Here is a 19,629-nt window from a genome sequence, read left to right as displayed (position 1 = left end):
TTTGAGTCAGCTTGGAGCAATGGCGACAAAGTAATTTTCTGTCAACCGGCGAGGAACTGGATCGCGCTCAGGGCCCGCTCAGTTCTTCGAGAAGGCTATCGTAGCGATTTGCGACCGCTTCAAGGCCGAGAGTGTTTACCACACGTTGGCGGCCGGCAGTTGCGAGCTGGTCGCGCCGTTGAGCATCCTCGATCAGTTCGGCCAAGCTGTCCTTGAGCCGCGTTTCGAAGTCATCAGCGCCAGGTTCTTCGAGCAGAAGGGCCGCATCGCCCGCAGCTTCGGGCGTCCCTCCCTGGTGGGTTGCGATGACGGCGCAGCCCGATGCCATGGCTTCAACGACGGCGCGGGGAAAACCCTCTCGAACGATGGAGGGTAGCGCGGCGATGGCCGCTTCGGAGAGGTGTTTTTGAACTGCCGCCGATGGCTCGTTCTGAAAGATGGCAATATTTGCCAAGTCTGCGCAGGTCTCACGGATCTGGTTGGCAAAAGCGGTCTCCGCCTCGGTCTGCACACCCAGGATCAACTTGAGGCTCCAGTCCTGGCGGGCAAGTGCCTGATAGGCGCCTATGAGGGGAAGGATGCCCTTGTCCTGCCGCGCGCGCCCGACGTAGACGATATCTTGTCGCTTGGATCGTGCAGGCGCCCAGACGGAGGTGTCGACGCCGTTGAAAACGACGGTCGCGCGGTCTTCAAAGGTTGGGAATTGCGCCAGAAAACGATCCCGGATGAAACCACTGACAAAGACAATCCCGGCGAGCGGCGAAAATTGACGCCGCTTCTTCCATCTCGAAATGAAGCCTCGGCTTTCTTTTAAAAGTCCGTGGCGGTGCAGCAGAACCGGGGTCTGGGGTAGGGCCTTGGAGATCCTGGCGGCCGTTTCCGGGTGCTGGTGCACCACGACAACATCAGGCAGATCCGTGCGCAGCTGCTTCAGGAATTCACGGACCAGTGAGGCCTGGTTCGTGGCATGCACGGGCCGAAAACCAACATCCTCAAAAGGGTCTGGCGCCGCGGCTCCGATCACATAGGTTGTGTCGCGAAAACGGCTTTTCAGGATGAGGTCCCGGGCAACGATGTCGATCGACGTCGCACCTTGAGGAGAAAATCGCATGCCTCTCGGCAAAATGACGGCAATCTTCATGGTGACTCGTGGCCTGTCCCTGGGACGCTGAGAACTCGCCCGATGCAATCGGACGATGATCGTCGCGTCTTAAAGGCTGCGGAACCGGACGTCCAGATCAGTCGTCATCGCCGTCAGGCACCACCACGTCGACAGCCGTTCCGGCAACGGTCGTCGTTGCGCTGACAGCCGTACCAACAACAGTGCCGGTTGCTCCGACAACGGCGCCTCCGACTGCAACGGCAGCGCAACCCGAAAGACAGAAGAGGCAAAGAACAACGGCAATCACTTTTGACAAAGGCATTCTGGAATCCATGTTTGAATGTGCATGGTCCTATAACGGGGCAATCGCAAAGGAAGTCTTGTGATCTGGGGTTTTAGATCCAGCGCCGCACCTTTTTTCGATAGGTGCGATAGACCTCTCCGAATTTGGCCTCCAGCGCCTTTTCTTCCGGTTTGATCTGAAGTTCGGTCAAGACGAACATGAAACCGGCCAGGATAACCAGACCCAGAACTGCCCCGAGGAAAATGATCCATGCAAGAAGCAGCATGCTCACCCCCAAATACATCGGGTTGCGGCTGTAGCGATAAAGGCCCTGGTTGATGAAGACCTTGGCTTTGTTCGGTGACAATGGGTTTACGGTTGTCTTGCGTTTCAGGAAGACGCCGACAGATGTCAATTCCACCGCGATGCCGACAGCGCCAAGCAAGGCCGAAAGCAGCGTTTGTCCCACGAAATGAAGGTTTTGCCCCGGAAACTGCCACGCCACGAGCCAGATCAGAAACCCGCTCGCCAAAAGCCAGACAGGTGGTGGAATGCGCGTCTTCAGCCAGCTCATGCGGTCATCTTCACTTGCCCCAGGGCACAGTCACCTTGGTCGAGGCATCAGGCGCCAAAGGGATGGGAAGGTCAAGCGCCAGGACGTTTGCGCGGCAGATTCGGTACTAGCCCCGCCCCCTCAAGCAATCAGCTTTTCTGGAGCCATTGGTCTAACTGGGATCAGGAGATGAGCCAATCCGGCAGTCGGTTTGAAGCAACACCGTTTGTTGCGGCCTCAGCGCAGTTTTTGAGGCTGCCGAACCTGATAGACCGGCCCGTTAAGCCCTTGGCGTAGTGAGAGTATTTTCCGGAATTGGTCATCAAGGTAGCGGCCGCCGTTGGGAATACTGGTTCTGTAATTGAGCACCAGCAGATATCTGGGATGACTTGTACACCAGCCTTACAGAGGCGCTCAATGATGCCCTCTTTTTTCGCAGTCGCCAAAACAGAGCGCCCAATTGTCACGATCGTTTTGGTGTTATCATGACATCTCTGCCCCTCAAGAAGGTCTGCGAGGTTTCGACATTCGGTCAAAGAGGCATGCGGGCTGCCGATCGCGACCAAGTCGACCTTGTCGCCAGCGGTGTTAAAGTCCTGCCAAAGCCGCGCCAGATCGACTTTGGTGATGCCTAACCTTGAAGCGCCCTCTTGCGGCGGCAGCGCGCCTTCAGGCGTGTGGCCGCGCACATGCAACATCGGCGCAGCGGATGTTGTGCCGAAGGCTGCGCAGAGTGCCTTGAGATCGTCAGCTGTAGGCGAAGCCGCTTCAAGTCCCGTCAGCACGGGAATGCCATTTGGAGACTTTGCTCCGGCCAACCAACCCAACATCGGCCAAAGGGCGTCATCAAACGTTTCAGGCAGTTCGACGTGCACTTCACAATCTGGTCGGCGATTTTCGTCGAGGTAGACGCCGGTTTTTGGTGCGCGGCCAGTCATGGCAATAAAAAGATCAAGGTAGTCCGGATGCTTTTGTGTTCGTGCGCCCAGGACCGAATTTGCATAGATCACTGCGTTGGATTCTGACCAGCCGATCGGTTCTTTTTCGGCAGGCGCGTCATCCAGCAGATAGGGCGCACAGGTGAAGGTCGGCTTGGCTCCCATGTTCACATACGCGTCCGCAAGGCGGCTGGCTTTGGAGCCAAACTCTTGAACAACGCCCTGCGATTGCCAATTCTCGCGGTCGACGGAGATCGCGTTGATCGTCGTGGGTATGCAGGTTTGAGCCCCCATCTGATGCATTTTTTCAGCGAAATCGAGATTGGCGTCATGGGCGAGAATACAGCCGTCAATATGCGCACGCGAGACGTCTGTCAGGCTCGTTGCACCCTGTGCGACGGCCATCAGGCATAGGACTTCCATTGCGATTTTTTGTGCCTTGCCACCTTCTCCGTCAAGCATTGATTGATCGGTTGCACTCAAGGTTAGCTCTTGGGCGTCAGGTGAACACAGATCTATCGCCCGACCATTGAACTGAAGTCTGCCATTGCTGATTTCCGCCTCGTCGGCAGATGACAAATCGTCATAGAGAGTGTTGGAAAGCCGCAGGATTGCGACAGGCCGGTCAAACAGCCGTCCAGCGATTATGGAGCCCAAGGTCAGAATTGCTTCTTCTTCACGGAAGACAAGTGCTGCGGGGGCTTGGCCGTTTCGAGCAAGCTGCAGCATGACGCCGCTGCCACTGCAGGAGCCTCGTGACGTTGGCATCAAGACAATGCGGCCAGCCAAACAGGCTTCGTGATTTGGGTGGTGAGCGTCGATAATCACGCCGGTCTCTGGATCCACACCACCCCAAAAACTCAGTCCTTCCTGGCAGGTGAGAACCTGCCCTTTTGCGTCGCTCGCGACGAATAGAGTTGCCTCATGGGGGGCGTCCGAGATCATGCTTCGCCTCTATAGGTGTGCGCTCATCTTGATGGAAACTGCCGCCGAATGGCCATGCCGTTTCGCCTTTTTCGGCGCGGCAAGGCATTTCTCGGCACTGACTTCCGCCTCTTGTCTCGAGGCTGGTTTCCGATTATTGTATATTGTATCCAATATAAAAACAAGAAATCAGCAACTCACCTTCAAGAGGCAATTGAAATGAAAAAGACCATGCTTGCCGCTCTCTCCGCAGCGGCGTTTCTGACCTCGGTTTTTGGCACCGTCGCGGTCGCTGACACGCTCGACGATGTGGTAGATCGCGGCACACTCCGCTGTGGCGTCGTTCTGGATTTTCCGCCAATTGGTTATCGTGACGAGAACAACGAACCGGCTGGGTTCGATGTTGAATATTGCGCAGATCTGGCTGCAGCGCTTGAAGTCGAGTACGAGATTTTACCTCTCACTTGGTCCGAGCGTTTGCCGGTCATCGTTACTGGACGTGCTGATGTTGTGTTCGGCGGCACTTCCGACAGCCTCTCACGCGCCAAAACTGTTGGTTTCTCAATTCCTTACGCAATCTACTATGCGCAAGGTGTGGTCGGCGCCGACAGCGGAATCTCAACTTTCGAAGATATCCGTGGCAAGCGTGTTGCCGCAGCGATTGGCACCGTTCCCGAGCAAGAATGGCTCAAGATTGCCGCCGAATGGGGTGAGGAAGCAAACTATCAGGGCTATCAGTCGGAAAACGAAGTGTTCCTCGCTGTTGCGCAGGGCAAGGCCGACATCGGTCTGACGACGAACACCGCCGTCCTGCCGATCACGAAGCAATATGACACCATCATCGCTGGCCCGCGTATGCCCTGGACCACGGATTACACGTCGGTTGTCGGCAAGCGTAAGGACGTCACTTGGCTGAATTACCTGAACTTGTTTGTAACCCATCAGGTTCGCTCCGGTCGTTATCAGGAGCTTTGGGGCAAATATGTTGGTGGAGACGCACCTGAACTGCGCATTCCTGGCGTAATGTACTAAGTCAGGTCCCCCGCCCATCAGCAGGATGGGCGGGGATTACGCAGGGCGGGGTCTCAGACGTGTTTGATTACCACTTTCATTGGCGGCCGGTTCTGAAAAACCTGCCGGATCTGCTGGCGGCTGGACTGACGACCCTTGAGGTGGCCGTCTTGGCCATGATCATCGGGATCGTTGTGGGCCTCGGCCTCGCGTTGATCCGCCTGTATTTGAAGGGCCCGGTAAGGTGGTTCGCCACTGCTTGGGTTGAGTTGGCCCGGAACACGCCAGCGTTGTTTCAGTTGTTTTTCTTCGGCTTTGGTCTGGGTGCAATGGGGATCCACATGTCGCCATACGCAATTGTTTTGGCGGCGTTGAGCTTTAACTGTGCGGGCTACCTGGCAGAAAATTTTCGTGGCGGGTTTCAGGCTATTCCAGTTACCCAAGTACGTGCGGCGCGATCACTGGGTATGACAGCATGGCAGACCTATACGCGGATCATTATCCCGCAGGTGTTTCGGATCGTTTATCATCCGCTGACCAACCAAATGGTTTGGGCTGTCTTGATATCCTCTTTGGGAATGTTGGTGGGGTTTCGGGAACTCTCGGGCGAAACGCAGGCTCTGGCGAGCCGAACTTACCGTATTTTCGAATACTTCGCCGTGACGGCCATTATCTACTACGTCATCGTCAAAATTATTCTGGGTGCCTCACGTTTGTTGGCCGCCCGCCTGTTCAGATATTGAGGGTGGGCCAATGGAACCGACGGCAAGCTTCTTCTTCGATTTCCGGATCAGCGACCTCTGGTTTCTGGCCGAGGCGGCATGGCGCACGCTGCTGATCTCTACTCTATCGATCACAATCGGGACGGCGCTGGGCGTCGTTTTCGGCTGGATGCTCTTCGAGGGGCGTTGGGCCGCAGTTCTGATTCTGGGTCCGTTGTTGGATGTCTTCCGATCCGTACCGCTGATCATTCAGCTCGTGCTGTTCTATAATTTTGCGCCCATCATTGGACTGATCCTTGATCCATTCCTCTCCGGTGTGGTCATTCTGTCGATCTATTGCGCCGCTCTCGTGGCCAATGTTGCTCGGGGCGGAATGGAGGCCGTTAGTCCATCGATGCGCCGTGCCGCCCGCTCTCTTGGGATGAGCTACTGGCAGGATCTTCGCTATGTCGTGCTGCCCATCGGTACACGAGCGGTATTCCCGTCCTGGGTGGGGGTGGCGCTTGGGGTGATGAAGGACAGCGCGCTGGTGTCTGTCCTTGGGTATGTTGAATTATTGAAGGCAAGCCAAATTCTAATCACCCGTACGCAGGAGCCTCTGTTGATCCTAACAATTGCGGGCGCGTTTTACTTCGCATTGTCCTATCCAATTTCGCGTTACGCTGCGAGCCTTGAGAAACGTTGGGCCTCATGATTGAAATTCGTGGACTAGAGAAGTTCTATGGATCGTTGCAGGTCCTTAAGGGCATAGACCTTGATGTGCCAAATGGCGAAGTGCTGTCGATTATCGGGGCATCAGGGTCGGGCAAGTCGACCCTGTTGTATTGCATCAACGCCCTTGAGGCGATCGAGGCGGGTTCGGTCGTTGTTGATGGCATTGACGTGCATGCAAAAGGCACTGATATCAACGCGTTGCGCCAGAAGCTGGGGATGGTCTTCCAGCAATGGAACAGTTTCCCGCATCTGACCACGTTGCAAAATGTTGCCTTGGCGCCTCAAATCGTCAAAGGAAAATCCAAGGCTGAATCGCGGGAAATTGCGGCCAGGCAATTGGAGCATGTCGGCTTGGGAGACAAGTTTGATGTCTATCCAAGTGCTTTGTCCGGCGGGCAGCAACAACGCCTCGCGATTGCGAGGGCTTTGGCGATGGAGCCAGAGTACATGCTGTTCGATGAAGCAACTTCGGCGCTTGACCCTGAGTTGGTGGGCGAGGTTCTGGACACCATGCGATTGTTGGCGGAAGAAGGCATGACCATGATCTGTGTCACGCATGAAATGAGCTTTGCGAGAGATGTTTCCGACCGCGTCGCGTTTTTTCATCAGGGCGTTATTGAAGAGATCGATACCCCCGCAGAAATCTTCGGTTCACCCAAGTCAGAGCATTTACAAAAATTTCTGTCCAATATCCGGTGAGACGAGACAATGCGTAGTACCAAAGTGATCCACGTCGTGTCCTGCCACGCAGAGGGTGAAGTCGGTGATGTGATTGTCGGTGGGGTTGCGCCGCCCCCCGGAGATACGATCTGGGAACAGCGAAACTGGATTGCGCAAGACGAGGTGCTACGCAACTTTGTTCTGAACGAACCGCGTGGGGGTGTTTTCCGTCATGTGAACCTGTTGGTGCCGCCGAAGCACCCGGATGCGGATGCCGCCTGGATCATTATGGAACCCGAAGACACGCCTCCGATGTCCGGGTCGAATTCCATCTGTGTGTCCACCGTGCTTCTTGATACCGGCATCGTGGCGATGCAGGAACCGGTAACCGAAATGGTCCTTGAAGCGCCCGGCGGGCTTGTGCACGTGCGGGCACATTGCGCCAATGGAAAGGCGCAAAGGATCGAGGTCGAAAACCTGCCGTCTTTTACCGGCTTTCTGAATGTGCCGCTGGAGATCGAAGGCATCGGCACGATCCATGTTGATACGGCCTTTGGCGGCGATAGCTTTGTCGTCGTCGATCCACAGACACTAGGGATCGCGCTTGTGGTCGATGAGGCACAGGCAATCGCCCAGCTTGGCGTCAAGATCACCAACGCGGCGAATGAACAGCTGGAATTCAATCATCCATTGCAGCCGGAATGGCGGCATCATTCCTTCTGTCTTTTTGCGGGCGAGCTGCAGCGTGACGCATCAGGCCTGCGCGCGAAGTCGGTTGTCTCCATCCAACCCGGCAAACTTGATCGCTCCCCAACCGGCACAGCCGTATCGGCGCGCATGGCCTTGTTGCAGGCCAGGGGCGAGATGAAGGTCGGGGACAGGATGACCGCCGTCTCGATCATCGGTTCGGAATTCGAGGGGGAGATTCTTGGGTTGACCGAGGTCGGTACCGTTCCGGCAATACGTCCACAGATCAGCGGGCGCGGCTGGATCACCGGGACACATCAGCACATGCTGGACCCAGAGGATCCATGGCCCGAGGGCTACCGCTTGTCTGATACGTGGCCGCGCTACAAATAGATCCGACTGGCGTCTTGAACGCCTCAAGAGGCGGTGCTGCCCTCTAGCTGTCTTCGTCCGCGCGCTTGTCGATCATCAACCTCAGTAGGTTTTTCTTGGTTTGCGCAATATGACGCGTGAGCACGTCACATGCCTCGTCAGCTTTCCCTGCGCGGGCAAACTCAAGCAGTTCGCGGTGTTCTTTGGCAGCAGGATCGCGTTGCTGCATCACACTGAGATGCATGCGCACATAACGGTCGGATTGAAGGTTGATCCGATGCAGCACGTCGTTTGTTAGGCTGCGGTTGGCAGCTGCATAGAGAGCAGAATGGTAGTCGTAGTTGAGCGCACCCCATTTGCCGACGTCGTCAGCATCATAGGAGCTCTCCATTGCTTCCAGAATTTCTTCACATTTCTGAAGGTGGGGGGGCGTCATGGCCGGGATAGCGCGCCGAAATAGATCCACTTCAATCAAAATGCGTAGGTCGAAGATCTCGCCTATTTCATCCAGGGAGTGTTTGGTAACGGTGGCACCCAAATTGTTGGTGAGTTGCACCAGACCTTCAGCGTCAAGCCGTTTGAGGGCTTCTCTGACAGGCATGCGCGAGACATTATATTCTTCCGCCAGCGCCTCTTGCCGTATTGTGAGGCCTTCTTCCAACTCGCCATTCAGGATACGTTCTCGAATATCACTTGCTATAGCGTCTGGGAGACTTTGGCGGACGATCGCGCGTTTGCTGGACACTTTGAAGTTCTCATTCTGTTTCGAATTTTGGATACAATTATCTCCTTCAGGCTGAAATTCCAACAGAATACCGCGTTCCATTCATGGTAGAAAACAATATGCGGCGGCGCACAAATATTGTATCCAAAATCCGCGTAAGATTAGATTGGAAAATTCAAGCAGATGCAGAAAACCGTCGAAATTGAGTTGGATGATGTATTAACGCTCGCAAACAACGTATTGACGCATGCTGGCTACGACAGTGCTCACGCCAGTTCCATTGCCCAAATGCTCTATACCTGCCAATTGGACGACTGCCAGTCGCACGGTCTTTTTCGCTTGCTGATGTGCATTGAGACCATAAAGGCCGGCAAGATTGACGGGCAGATCACACCGGTCATCTCTGACGCAGGCAAAGCAATTGTAAAGGCTGATGCAAGGGGCGGAATGTCCTTGCTGGCGATGGAAAAAGCTGTCCCGCTGTTGATTGAAAAGACGCGAGAATTCGGGATTGCCGCAGTTGCGATCAATCATTGCTTTCATTTCTCGGCGCTTTGGCCTGAAGTGGAACGCCTTTCGCAGGAAGGCTTTGCGGCGATGACCATGGTCCCCAGTCATTCATGGGTTGCTCCGGCGGGTGGGACACGGGGAACTCTGGGCACCAATCCCCTGGCCTTTAGCTGGCCGCGTCAAGGCGGTGCTCCGTTCACATTCGATTTTGCCACAAGTGCATTCGCGCGCGGTGAAATTGAACTCTACAAAAGAGCTGGAAAGCCATTGCCCGATGGTGTCGCAATCGACAAGTATGGCAAGCCAACGAATGATCCTGATGCGGCAATGGAAGGCGCTATGCTGACCTTTGGCAGCTACAAGGGATCAGCGCTGTCCATCATGATTGAACTGCTGGCCGGTCCATTGATTGATGACTTGACCAGCCTGGAAAGCATGGAATTTGCTGAAGGAAAATCCGGGGCGCCCTACCATGGGCAAATCCTGCTCGCGTTTGATCTGGGGCAGTTTTCCAATGGTGAGCTTGCAAGAAATGATGCGCGCGCTGAACGATTGTTCGCGGATATTACAGAGCAGGGCGCTCGCTTGCCTTCACAGCGCCGCTTCGCTGCCCGTGCGCGCAATCTGGAACGAGGATATGTCGAGATTTCTGTGGGTCTCTATGAGGACCTGCAAGCTTTACTGCCTTGATCTGAAAGGCTTCAGGCTGTTGGTTCTCGCCGCAAAGCCGGACTAAAAAGCACTGTGCTGCTCTACCCCAGATGATGCGAATTGGCCTCATCGGCCAAGCGCCAACGATTGAAAGAGCCTTCATGCCTAATTACAGGCCCGACCCAAGGATGTCGGGGCTCTGTTGAGGGCTGTAGGCGTCAATTTCGCGTCTCTTTGGGGACTGGTTACATACACTCGGCAATGACCCCGCCTTGCTTTGCCCAGTCAGCAAACCAGTTACGGAAAAGCGCATACTGTTGTTCGCAATAGTTGCGCTGAGCGTCCGTCAGAGCGTCTGTTTCATTGATGTGCAGACGGTATTCTTCCTCGCCGTTGAGGACCAGAAGGTGCTTGTAATAAAGAACCAGATCAGTGCCTTCATCAAAGCTGGACAGGACGTACATCGCTTCTTCCAGTTCCAAGGCGCGTTTGCGAGCCTCCGAGCTTCCGGTGGCCGCTTTTTGCGACAGCGTGGCTAGAAGCAAAGCCTCTTTCGGTAATGCCGTGCCGATTCCGGTGATCGAACCGGTTGCCCCGCAATTGACAATGCCATGGAAAACTTCAGTGTCGACGCCGACCATCAAGGTCACCTGGTCGTCCTGGGAGGTGATGTGCTCGGCGGCATAACGAAGGTCATCCTTGCCGCCAAACTCCTTGAAGCCAACAAGGTTTGGATGCTCGGCTCGCAGAGCAAAGAACAAATCGGCACGCGTCGCAAAGCCATAGACTGGGCTATTGTAGATGATAGCCGGCACATCGGGAGCTGCGTGGAGAATGGATTTGAAGTGGTTCTTCTGTGCGATGGCAGAGGTCCCGCGTGACAAGACGCGTGGGATGACCATCAGGCCAGCCGCGCCGACCTTTTGCGCGTGAGCAGCCAGCGCTGTTGCTGACTTTGAATTGACCGCTCCTGTCCCCACAACAACTGGAACACCGGCTTTCACGAGCCTCTCAACGCCGTCCATCCGCTGTTCGTCGCTCAACAACGGCCAATCGCCCATCGATCCACAATAGACAACGGCGGACATGCCTGCCGCGATCATCTCCTTGCCCTTTTTCACCAGCGCATCAAAGTCGGGACTGCGATCTTCTTTGCAGGGGGTCATCAGCGCAGGCATCGTGCCGGTGAAGATATTGGGCATCTTTGTTTCCTCGATATTTGGTCCGCTCACAACTGATCCGGATTGCTGGTTATGCAACATATAACCGGAGCCACCGTTGAGCGTGATTGGCGCGGCTAAGGTCTGCCTTGGTGGAGGAATGACCCGTACCGAAAAGACGTTGCTCAAAGAGGTTGTGTATTATGTATCCAACATCCATTCTTAATTTGCAAGGCAGCTGACTCCGCGCGTCGCCTTTTTAAACAAGCTGCCGCATCAAAGCCTAGTGCCGTTGGTCCTGGCCATTAGAACTTGTCCGAATTGTTGGAGAATTTTTAGATGTATATCAGGTCGGGCGAGGAGCATACCGACGCCAAAGAAACGATTTTCCGATCAGCGGGACACGGTCCGCAAGGCGGCGATTGACAACGCCATCTCGGGCCAGCAAAAAGCTTTGGCAGATGTTCGGCGCTTTGAACGAAATTGGTGCACCCGACAGGATTCGAACCTGTGACCTCTGCCTTCGGAGGGCAGCGCTCTATCCAGCTGAGCTACGGGTGCGGAACCGGCTTCCGGCTGAGCCGGGCGGATAGACGGTTTTGATAGCCGATTGGCCAACGGGCTTCAATTGCTTTCTTTTGATTTTGGACAGGCTGGATGGGCCTTCAGCCAGAAGCTGGGTGAAAGTTGCAGATCGCTTGGGCTGAGAAAGGGAGACGATTGATCGTTCCGGCGCCCGTCGCCGATGACGGTCCGCATACCCGGCAAGCCAGGAGTGATCTGCTGCATGGGGTAGGAAAAGCCAGGTTGAACGGCTGAGCTGTAAAACCAGAAGCTGTGGCGCTCAAGCAGCTGGCTGTGAACTCTCCAAACTTATCAATGTCTTGAGTTATTCAAAAAAAACGCGCGGTTCCCGAAGGACCGCGCGAAAAAAGTTACTGTGCACATGGCCCCATCGACCACGGCGGCAATCCTACAAAGGTCTAAATGGTTTGTCATTACCGATATGCATTTAAATAATTGATTTAGAATGTCTGGATCGATCAGTTTTGATGCTTAATTGATACTGAAACCTTATCATCAGGCCCTGGTTGGAATTTAGTCGCCGCAAACGGGTGTTTTGCTGAATTTCAAAGGCGCGGACTCCGATGCAAGACGAACCTCGACTTTGGTCACTCCGCGCGACAGAAACCCCAGCTCAACCGCTGCTGCGCGGGTGACGTCGATGATCCGCCCCTTCACAAAGGGGCCGCGATCATTGATCCGGACAACAACTGTTTTGCCGTTTTTGAGGTTTTTCACCTGAACCATGGTTCCAAAAGGCAGGCTTCGGTGCGCAGCGCTGAGAGAGGATGGATCGGCCATCTCGCCGCTGGCCGTGCGGCTTGTCAAAGCATACCAGGAGGCTTTTCCGCAATGCTCCATGGCCTTTGCTGACGCGCCGGGGCCTATGGGGGCAACGATTGGAAGAGCGATCGCACTCAAAAAGACAAGTTGGAGCATCTGAAACAAACACCGGTGTTTCATGAGGCGGTCTCCGCGCAGGTTGGGCGTCAGGCGCATTGGATCTATGCCGTCAGTGTAACTCTCGCAAATGACCAAAATGAGGTGCCCGAAGAGGCATTCATTCACGTCCAAACGCTAAAATTCAGCTGAATAGATTTACCAAGTATTAACCAATATGCTTGCTTGAGCTGTGGGTAATAATCACGGGGCCAAGATTGAAGGGTCGGTCATGTTATCTGTAAAATCAGTATCGAACAGCCGTCTATAGTATTTGGTATCGGCTTTCGAAAATATGTTTTTCGAAAGGAAGATCTCTTGCAAAATGGCTGGAGATTAATACCAGATAAATCGCGTGTTAGCGTTGATAAGGTTGAAGAGCGTTGGATAAATGCTTGCATGTCCTTGCTTGACGTTTTGCCTGAACGTTCAGCGCTTGTGAATCGGAATGGTCGGTGTCTCGCCGTAAATTCGCATTTTGCAAAACGGTTTCCGGAAACGGACGGTCGCGCGGACGGCCGGTATTTGTCGGAACTTCTTTCTCAAGAAAGCTGGAAGCGTTGGCAGAGGGCATGCCTGGCGGCGACGGCGTCTGCGCATATGGATCTCCAAGGTGTTCTGCTTGACCGCTCTGGCCACGTGATTGCTCCAGCGCTGTCAATTGCCCGCGTCGCGTTCGGGATGGCATCCGAAGACGCATTTCTGCTGAGGTTCGCTGACACTGAAGAGACCGTTCAGGATCAATCGGTGGAGATCGAAGAGATCCGCCAGCTTGCTCACGTCGATGATTTGACAGGCCTGGCCAATCGTCGTGCCCTTTTCAAAGAGCTTGAGCGCCACGTCGACTTGATGCGCGACGGCCCGCATGATGGCCTGTCGATTTTCTACCTGGATCTCGATGACTTCAAGAAGGTCAATGACCTCGCAGGTCATGCCGCGGGAGACGAGATGCTGTGCCTCGTCGCCGATTGTCTGAAGGCTGTCTTTGCGGAGAACGGATTGGCCGCGAGACTTGGCGGCGATGAATTCGTCGGCCTGATGCAGGTTCCAACCGAGGCTGAAGCGCTGGAAATTGCAAACAGACTTCAGGTGAGGATGAAGCGACTTGGTCTGAAATCCGGCAGTCGGTTTTTCACCATCAAGGGCTCGATCGGGATATGTTACCTCAAACAGGATTTCATTGCGCAGGCGCGCGTGAAACCCATCCATATCCTGCATCAGGCAGACAAGGCATGTCTGCGGGGCAAGGCAGAGGGTGGGAGCGCGGTCAATGTCCAGGCCTTTGATCTGGAAGAGGAAGCGCGTTCACTGGAGCTCCCGACCTGGCAACCGGAAGACCTTCGCATGAAGGATCTTTTCCTTCATGCGATGCCAATCATTGCGCTCGCCAGCAAGGCAATTCTGGGCTCGGAGATCCTTCTTCGTCTTAAGGGGGAAAAAGAACTTGTCTGCACACCACGCGCGCTGATCGCCTCTGCTGAACGGTCCGGATTCATGTCTCAGGTGGACCGCTGGACACTGGATCAGGTGCTGGACGCCATCTCGATCTCTCAACAGCGGCGCTGGTTTGCGGTGAACCTGTCCATGGGCGCGCTTGCCGACGACTATCTGAAAGATCTCCTGAAAAGCCGCTTGTCATCCGAGCCGCTTTTGGCGGGACGCCTGTGCCTGGAAATCTCGGAGAAAGACTACTTGCGGCAGCCGGATCTTTGCGAGGATTTCCTTCGCTTTGTCTCTGAACTTGGTTGTCAGACTGCAATCGACGACTTCGCGGGGCACTGGCCCGTGCTCGAGCGGCTGACCGAGCTGAAGGTCGACTGGATAAAGCTCGACCCGACCCTCAGCACCTTTGCTTCAGCGCATGACCGAAAACGCATGCTCCTCAAGCGAATGATTGCCGCAGCTCATGACCTTGGCATCCGCGTGATTGCGAAGAATGTGGAAGCCGAGCCAGAGCTGGCGTTTTGGCAGCAGCTAAACGTTGATGCGGCCCAGGGCTTCTACGTCGGCCGCCCGGAGCCATGGCCCGAAGGCAACCTTTGACAGCTGTAGAAACAAAAACGGAGCAGAAAGCTGCTCCGTTTAAGTGCGTTGTTAGAAGAAGATGACAGTGGCCTGGTCAGACGTCCAGATTGGCGACGTTCAGCGCGTTATCCTGAATGAATTCGCGGCGCGGCTCCACTTCATCTCCCATTAGCTTGGTGAAGATGTCGTCCGCATCGTCCGCTTCGCGGATCTTGACCTGAAGCAGTGACCGCACGTTGGGGTCGAGTGTCGTTTCCCAGAGCTGACCGGGGTTCATTTCGCCAAGGCCTTTATAGCGTTGCAGCGAGATGCCCTTCTGTCCGAATCCAAAGATCTGCTGCAGAAGGGCCCGCGGACCACGGATCTCGTGGGGGGTGTCCTTCCGGCGCAGCGTCGCCGCCTTGCCGTAGATCTCTTGCAGGTGGCCGGCATCAGCATTCAAGCGGCGGGCATCTGCTGAACCAAGCAGGGCAGCATCAATGATGGCCACTTCCTCAACACCGCGGACCATACGCTTGAAGACAAGGCTGCCATCATCCCGGGCCTCGCCCTCCCAGCCGCGTTCGAACTCATCTGCGAGAATGTCGAGCCGCCGCGCGATATAGGACGCGGCTTCGGCCGCCTTTGCGCTGTCGTTCAGCGTGTCTTCGGTGAGCGCGCCGGCGATCGCCGCTTGTTCAACGACATCGCGGTTGTACCGAGAGTGCAGGCCGTCGAAAATACCCGCAATCGCGCGGGCTTTTTCAACGACTGCGCGTAGATCTTCGCTGGTCCGGACTTCGCCATTGGCAAGGGTCAGCGAAGTATCTTCAAGCCCGGACGAGATCAGATAGTCTTCAAGGGCCTGCTGGTCCTTCAGATATTGCTCAGATTGCCCGCGCTTCACTTTGTAGAGCGGCGGTTGGGCGATGTAGATATAACCGTTCTCGATTAGCTCTGGCATCTGACGGAAGAAGAAGGTCAGAAGCAGGGTTCTGATGTGGGCACCATCGACATCAGCATCGGTCATGATGATGATCTTGTGATAGCGCAGCTTTTCCAGGTTGAATTCCTCTTTTCCGATCCCGGTGCCCAGGGCCGTGATCAGCGTACCGATTTCATTGGAAGACAGCATCTTGTCGAAACGGGCACGTTCCACATTGAGGATCTTGCCTCGCAGCGGCAGTACGGCCTGATTTTCACGATGCCGGCCCTGTTTGGCAGAGCCACCAGCTGAGTCGCCCTCCACCAGGAACAGTTCGGCTTTGGACGCATCGCGCTCCTGACAATCGGCAAGCTTGCCTGGCAGGGATGCTATGTCGAGCGCTCCCTTGCGGCGTGTCAGCTCGCGCGCCTTTCGCGCAGCTTCGCGTGCGGAGGCAGCTTCCACCACTTTGGAAACGATCGACTTGGCAGGTGTCGGGTTTTCTTCCAGCCACTCCGAGAGTGCGCCGGAAATAAGGTTCTCGACCACAGGCCGCACCTCGGAGGACACCAATTTGTCCTTGGTCTGCGAGGAGAACTTCGGATCCGGGACCTTCACGGACAGAACGCAGGTCAGGCCTTCACGGCAATCGTCGCCGGAAAGGGAGACCTTTTCCTTTTTCATCAGGCCGGTGCTTTCGGCATATCCGGTGAGCTGACGGGTCAGGGCCGCACGAAAACCTGCAAGGTGGGTGCCGCCGTCACGCTGAGGAATGTTGTTGGTGAAGCACAGAACGTGTTCATGGTAGCTGTCGTTCCACCACATGGAGGCTTCGACAGTGATGCCGTCCTTTTCGGAACTGACCGTAATTGGCTCTTCGATCAGCGGATGTTTGGCCCGGTCCAGATAGCGGACGAAAGCCTCGAGGCCACCCTCGTAGAAAAGCTCTTCCACAACGGGCTCTACGCCGCGCTTGTCGGTCAGGATGATACGGACACCGGAATTGAGGAAGGCGAGTTCGCGAAGCCGGTGCTCGAGCGTTGCGAAATCAAACTCGATCCTGGTGAAAGTTTCCGGCGAAGGAAGGAATGTGACCTCGGTGCCCTTCTTGCCGCTGGCTGGTCCAACGACTTCCAGCGGGCTCACCGCATCACCATGGGCAAAGCACATGTAATGCTCTTGGTCGTTGCGCCAGATGCGCAGTTCCAGCTTGGTGGAAAGCGCGTTCACCACAGAGACGCCGACGCCGTGAAGACCACCCGATACCTTGTAGGAGTTCTGGTCAAATTTTCCGCCCGCGTGCAGCTGGGTCATGATGACCTCGGCCGCGGATACACCCTCTTCCGAATGCATGTCGGTCGGAATGCCGCGCCCGTTGTCTGAGACGGTAACGGATCCATCGGCATTCAGCGCCACGGTCACATGATCGGCATGACCGGCCAGGGCTTCATCGATTGCGTTGTCGACGACTTCGTAGACCATGTGATGGAGGCCGGATCCGTCATCGGTGTCACCGATGTACATTCCCGGTCGCTTTCGCACAGCGTCGAGCCCCTTCAGGACCTTGATGGAATCTGCGCCGTATTCGGCAGATACCTCAGCTTCGGGCGTCGGAACAGTTTCGGGATCGGAAGTGTCGCTCATGCGAATCAGTCACCAGTCATTTTTAGATTTAATCCCCTGTTATAAGGGGTTCGGCAGGCCGTTCAACCAAAGCTAAGCCATACCACGGATGTGGCGCCCATAGCGGTGGAAAACAATGGAATTCCGGCGATTTTGGAGCAGCCTTTACCGCTCGACCAGCGCCGCGCCATCGGGCGAGATCTCAAAGACCTCACCTTCTTGAGGAAGTGCCTCGAAAAGCGATGCATCGGTGCCTGTCATGAACACCTGACCGCCCAGGTCCAGCAAGCGCGTGAACAGGGCCTTTCTGCGATTTGGGTCGAGATGAGCTGCGATCTCATCAAGCAGTAGGACCGGCGTCATTCCCGTGATCGAGGCGGTAAGTTCAGCGTGAGCAAGGACTAGGCCGATCAGGAGCGCCTTTTGTTCACCGGTCGAAGACTGAGCCGCGGGCATGTCCTTGGCGGCGTGCCGCACAATGAGGTCCGACAGATGCGGACCCATAAGCGTTCTGCCCACGGCGCGATCGCGCCCGCGCCCTTCTGACAGCAAGTCCCTGTAGTGGTCCTCCCTGTCAGACGCGCTCATGCCGCGCGTCGCCATTTCAAAGGCGCCATCGAGCGTCAGCGTTGCAAGGGGAAAAGGAAGGCCTGTCTCAGCCTGGGCCTTCACGGTCTCGCCAAGGAGAGTGACCGTTTCACTTCGTGCCAATGAGACCGCTGTGCCCAGTTCGGCAACCTGTGTCTCAATGGCCGAAAGGAAGTCTGAAGAGCCGCCGTGGTCCAGAAGTTTGTTCCGTTGCCGGAGCGCTTTCTCGAAATTGCTGACACGTCGCCCATGCGTGGGATCTATGGCCAAGGTCAATCGGTCCAGAAACCTGCGCCGGTCAGACCCAGGACCGGTGAACAGCCCGTCCATCGACGGGACGAGCCAAAGCACACGCATGTAGTCGAGCAGGGCCTCGGAGGACCGGACATCCTCGCCATCAATCCGAACGCGTCGACCAGCTTCGCCATTGGTCAATCCGGTGCCAATGCGGGTTTCGTCGTCGTTTTGGTTCAGGATCGTCGACACACTCCAGCTGCCAGGTCCGCGCATGCGGCCAACATCGGCAAAGGGCGCGCGGCGAAGCCCGCGGCCGGCCGTCAGGAAGGAGATTGCTTCCAGAATATTGGTCTTGCCGATGCCATTGTCGCCGACGAACGCGATCAAGGGCTTGGAGAAGGCAAGATCGAGGTGCTCATAGTTCCGGAAGTTGGTCAGAGTCAGGCTGCTGAGCGCCGCCGACCTTCTGTCAGCCATGGAACCTCATCCCGCAAGCTTTTCGCTTGGCACCTAGACGCGCATCGGCATCAGAACGAACAGGCAATCCTCGATCGTATTGTCCTGCACCAGCGTTGGAGATCCGCTGTCCGCCAAACGGAAGAGCGCGGTGTCGCTGTTCAGCTGATTGGCGATGTCGAGCAGGTAGCGAGAGTTGAAGCCGATTTCGAGCGGATCGTCATCATATTCAACGGCAAGTTCTTCCGTCGCACTGCCAGAATCCGGATTGTTCACCGCCAGAACCAGTCGGCCCTCGCTGAGCGACAGCTTGACCGCGCGCCCGCGCTCGGAGGAAATCGTCGACACGCGGTCGACAGCTTCCTTGAATTCATCCCGATCGACGCGCATTTCCTTGTCGTTGCCTTGCGGAATGACGCGGCCATAGTCCGGGAATGTACCATCGATCAGTTTCGATGTGAGGACAACCGAAGCCGTCGTGACGCGAATTTTCGTGTCAGACAGCTCGATCTGGACATCTGCTCCCGGCTCTTCGAGAAGCTTTTGAATCTCGCCGACGGTCTTGCGCGGTACGATGATGCCCGGCATCCCGGCAGATCCGGACGGCGCCGGAACTTCGGCCTGCGCCAGGCGGTGGCCATCGGTTGCGACAGCCCTGAATCGCGAGCCTTCCGGCGTATCGACGGCATGCATATAGATGCCGTTTAGGTAATACCGGGTCTCTTCCGTGGAGATGGCGAATTGCGTCGCATCGATCAGCTTGCGAATATCGCCCGCGCTCAATGTGAAACCATGCGTGAAATCGCCCGCTGTGAGATCCGGGAAATCTGTCTCCGGCAGCATTTGAAGCGCAAACTTCGAACGTCCTGCACGAATTTCGAGCGTTGCATTGTCGCTGGTGGTTTCCAGAACGACTTGTGAACCATCCGGCAGCTTTCGCACGATGTCATAGATCATGTGTGCCGGAACGGTCGTCGCACCGGGCATTTCGATCATTGCCGGAACCGTTTCCAGAATTTCCAGATCCAGATCGGTCGCCTTGAGCTTCAACGCGCCATCTTCGGCGCGGAGCAGGACGTTGGACAGGATCGGAATGGTGTTACGGCGCTCGACAACCCGATGAACATGGGTCAGGGACTTGAGGAGGTCGGTCCGCTCGAGGGTCGCTTTCATACGCAAGGTCCGTACTTTTAAGGCGCCGAAGAGGTGTCCTCGGCCAAGGAAATCTGACGCTCCCCATGGTGGGAGCGGGGGGAAGACACTGCCCTCAACTGCAGGTAAA

At 55.9% G+C, this 19,629-nt stretch carries 17 protein-coding genes and 1 tRNA gene; 7 read left to right on the top strand and 11 right to left on the bottom strand.

Annotation, left to right across the window (positions count from 1 at the left end):
* Positions 1-67: 67 nt before the first annotated feature.
* The 4 genes from IG617_RS20435 to lhpI form a co-directional block, all read right to left on the bottom strand.
* Positions 68-1,141, bottom strand: coding sequence for a glycosyltransferase family 4 protein (locus IG617_RS20435; RefSeq protein ID WP_192111049.1), 1,074 nt, complete (start codon positions 1,139-1,141; stop codon positions 68-70).
* Between the two features lie 97 nt (positions 1,142-1,238).
* Complete coding sequence (locus IG617_RS20430) at positions 1,239-1,424, bottom strand: hypothetical protein (RefSeq protein ID WP_192111048.1); 186 nt, start codon at positions 1,422-1,424, stop codon at positions 1,239-1,241.
* Between the two features lie 73 nt (positions 1,425-1,497).
* The gene (locus tag IG617_RS20425) at positions 1,498-1,959 is read right to left on the bottom strand and encodes a methyltransferase family protein (protein ID WP_192111047.1); all 462 of its coding nucleotides are present in this window, start codon (positions 1,957-1,959) and stop codon (positions 1,498-1,500) included.
* 161 nt (positions 1,960-2,120) lie between these two features.
* Positions 2,121-3,821 carry a cis-3-hydroxy-L-proline dehydratase gene (gene lhpI, locus IG617_RS20420; RefSeq protein ID WP_192111046.1) on the bottom strand — a complete coding sequence of 567 codons (1,701 nt, stop codon included), beginning with the start codon at positions 3,819-3,821 and terminating at the stop codon, positions 2,121-2,123.
* A gap of 198 nt (positions 3,822-4,019) precedes the next feature.
* On the opposite strand from lhpI, the gene IG617_RS20415 reads away from it, so the two are divergent.
* The 5 genes from IG617_RS20415 to IG617_RS20395 are packed head-to-tail and all read left to right on the top strand — an operon-like array spanning position 4,020 to position 7,987.
* Positions 4,020-4,832 (top strand): transporter substrate-binding domain-containing protein, encoded by an 813-nt coding sequence (locus tag IG617_RS20415; protein ID WP_202981247.1) that lies wholly within the window; start codon positions 4,020-4,022, stop codon positions 4,830-4,832.
* Between the two features lie 59 nt (positions 4,833-4,891).
* Positions 4,892-5,554 (top strand): ABC transporter permease subunit, encoded by a 663-nt coding sequence (locus IG617_RS20410; RefSeq protein WP_192111045.1) that lies wholly within the window; start codon positions 4,892-4,894, stop codon positions 5,552-5,554.
* 10 nt (positions 5,555-5,564) lie between these two features.
* Entirely contained in the window at positions 5,565-6,227 is a 663-nt protein-coding gene (locus IG617_RS20405; protein WP_192111044.1) for an amino acid ABC transporter permease, read from the top strand.
* Complete coding sequence (locus IG617_RS20400; RefSeq protein WP_192111043.1) at positions 6,224-6,946, top strand: amino acid ABC transporter ATP-binding protein; 723 nt, start codon at positions 6,224-6,226, stop codon at positions 6,944-6,946. Before IG617_RS20405 ends, IG617_RS20400 begins: the two co-directional genes overlap by 4 nt.
* 9 nt (positions 6,947-6,955) lie before the next feature.
* Entirely contained in the window at positions 6,956-7,987 is a 1,032-nt protein-coding gene (locus IG617_RS20395) for a trans-3-hydroxy-L-proline dehydratase (RefSeq protein ID WP_192111042.1), read from the top strand.
* Positions 7,988-8,030: 43 nt separating this feature from the next.
* On the opposite strand, the gene IG617_RS20390 is transcribed toward IG617_RS20395, so the two are convergent.
* Complete coding sequence (locus IG617_RS20390) at positions 8,031-8,792, bottom strand: GntR family transcriptional regulator (protein ID WP_209008636.1); 762 nt, start codon at positions 8,790-8,792, stop codon at positions 8,031-8,033.
* Between the two features lie 81 nt (positions 8,793-8,873).
* On the opposite strand from IG617_RS20390, the gene IG617_RS20385 reads away from it, so the two are divergent.
* Positions 8,874-9,890 carry an Ldh family oxidoreductase gene (locus IG617_RS20385; protein WP_192111041.1) on the top strand — a complete coding sequence of 339 codons (1,017 nt, stop codon included), beginning with the start codon at positions 8,874-8,876 and terminating at the stop codon, positions 9,888-9,890.
* Between the two features lie 206 nt (positions 9,891-10,096).
* Here IG617_RS20385 and IG617_RS20380 read toward each other — a convergent pair whose 3' ends face one another.
* The 3 genes from IG617_RS20380 to IG617_RS20370 form a co-directional block, all read right to left on the bottom strand.
* Positions 10,097-11,053, bottom strand: a complete 957-nt coding sequence (locus tag IG617_RS20380) for a dihydrodipicolinate synthase family protein (RefSeq protein WP_192111040.1) — start codon at positions 11,051-11,053, stop codon at positions 10,097-10,099.
* A 442-nt stretch (positions 11,054-11,495) separates the two neighbouring features.
* Positions 11,496-11,572: transfer RNA gene (locus IG617_RS20375), tRNA-Arg, on the bottom strand.
* Between the two features lie 537 nt (positions 11,573-12,109).
* Positions 12,110-12,538: a septal ring lytic transglycosylase RlpA family protein gene (locus IG617_RS20370; protein WP_254170638.1), complete on the bottom strand. Its 429-nt coding sequence runs from the start codon at positions 12,536-12,538 to the stop codon at positions 12,110-12,112.
* A gap of 576 nt (positions 12,539-13,114) precedes the next feature.
* Between IG617_RS20370 and IG617_RS20365 the strand changes: the two genes are divergently transcribed.
* Positions 13,115-14,557 (top strand): EAL domain-containing protein, encoded by a 1,443-nt coding sequence (locus IG617_RS20365; protein ID WP_192111039.1) that lies wholly within the window; start codon positions 13,115-13,117, stop codon positions 14,555-14,557.
* A 76-nt stretch (positions 14,558-14,633) separates the two neighbouring features.
* On the opposite strand, the gene gyrB is transcribed toward IG617_RS20365, so the two are convergent.
* The 3 genes from gyrB to dnaN all read right to left on the bottom strand — a co-directional run bounded on the left by gyrB (position 14,634) and on the right by dnaN (position 19,520).
* A complete protein-coding gene (gene gyrB / locus IG617_RS20360; RefSeq protein WP_192111038.1) occupies positions 14,634-17,087 on the bottom strand; it encodes a DNA topoisomerase (ATP-hydrolyzing) subunit B in 2,454 nt (817 codons plus the stop codon).
* 144 nt (positions 17,088-17,231) lie between these two features.
* Positions 17,232-18,368: a DNA replication/repair protein RecF gene (gene recF, locus IG617_RS20355; protein WP_192111037.1), complete on the bottom strand. Its 1,137-nt coding sequence runs from the start codon at positions 18,366-18,368 to the stop codon at positions 17,232-17,234.
* A gap of 33 nt (positions 18,369-18,401) precedes the next feature.
* Positions 18,402-19,520: a DNA polymerase III subunit beta gene (dnaN, locus tag IG617_RS20350; RefSeq protein WP_192111036.1), complete on the bottom strand. Its 1,119-nt coding sequence runs from the start codon at positions 19,518-19,520 to the stop codon at positions 18,402-18,404.
* Positions 19,521-19,629: the final 109 nt, after the last annotated feature.

Origin of the sequence: Roseibium polysiphoniae (genome assembly GCF_014842925.1) — a bacterium.
In the GTDB taxonomy this organism is placed as follows: Bacteria; Pseudomonadota; Alphaproteobacteria; order Rhizobiales; family Stappiaceae; genus Roseibium; species Roseibium polysiphoniae.
The sequence above is the reverse complement of the archived record's forward strand: the minus strand, read 5'-3'. Positions and strand labels throughout refer to the sequence as shown.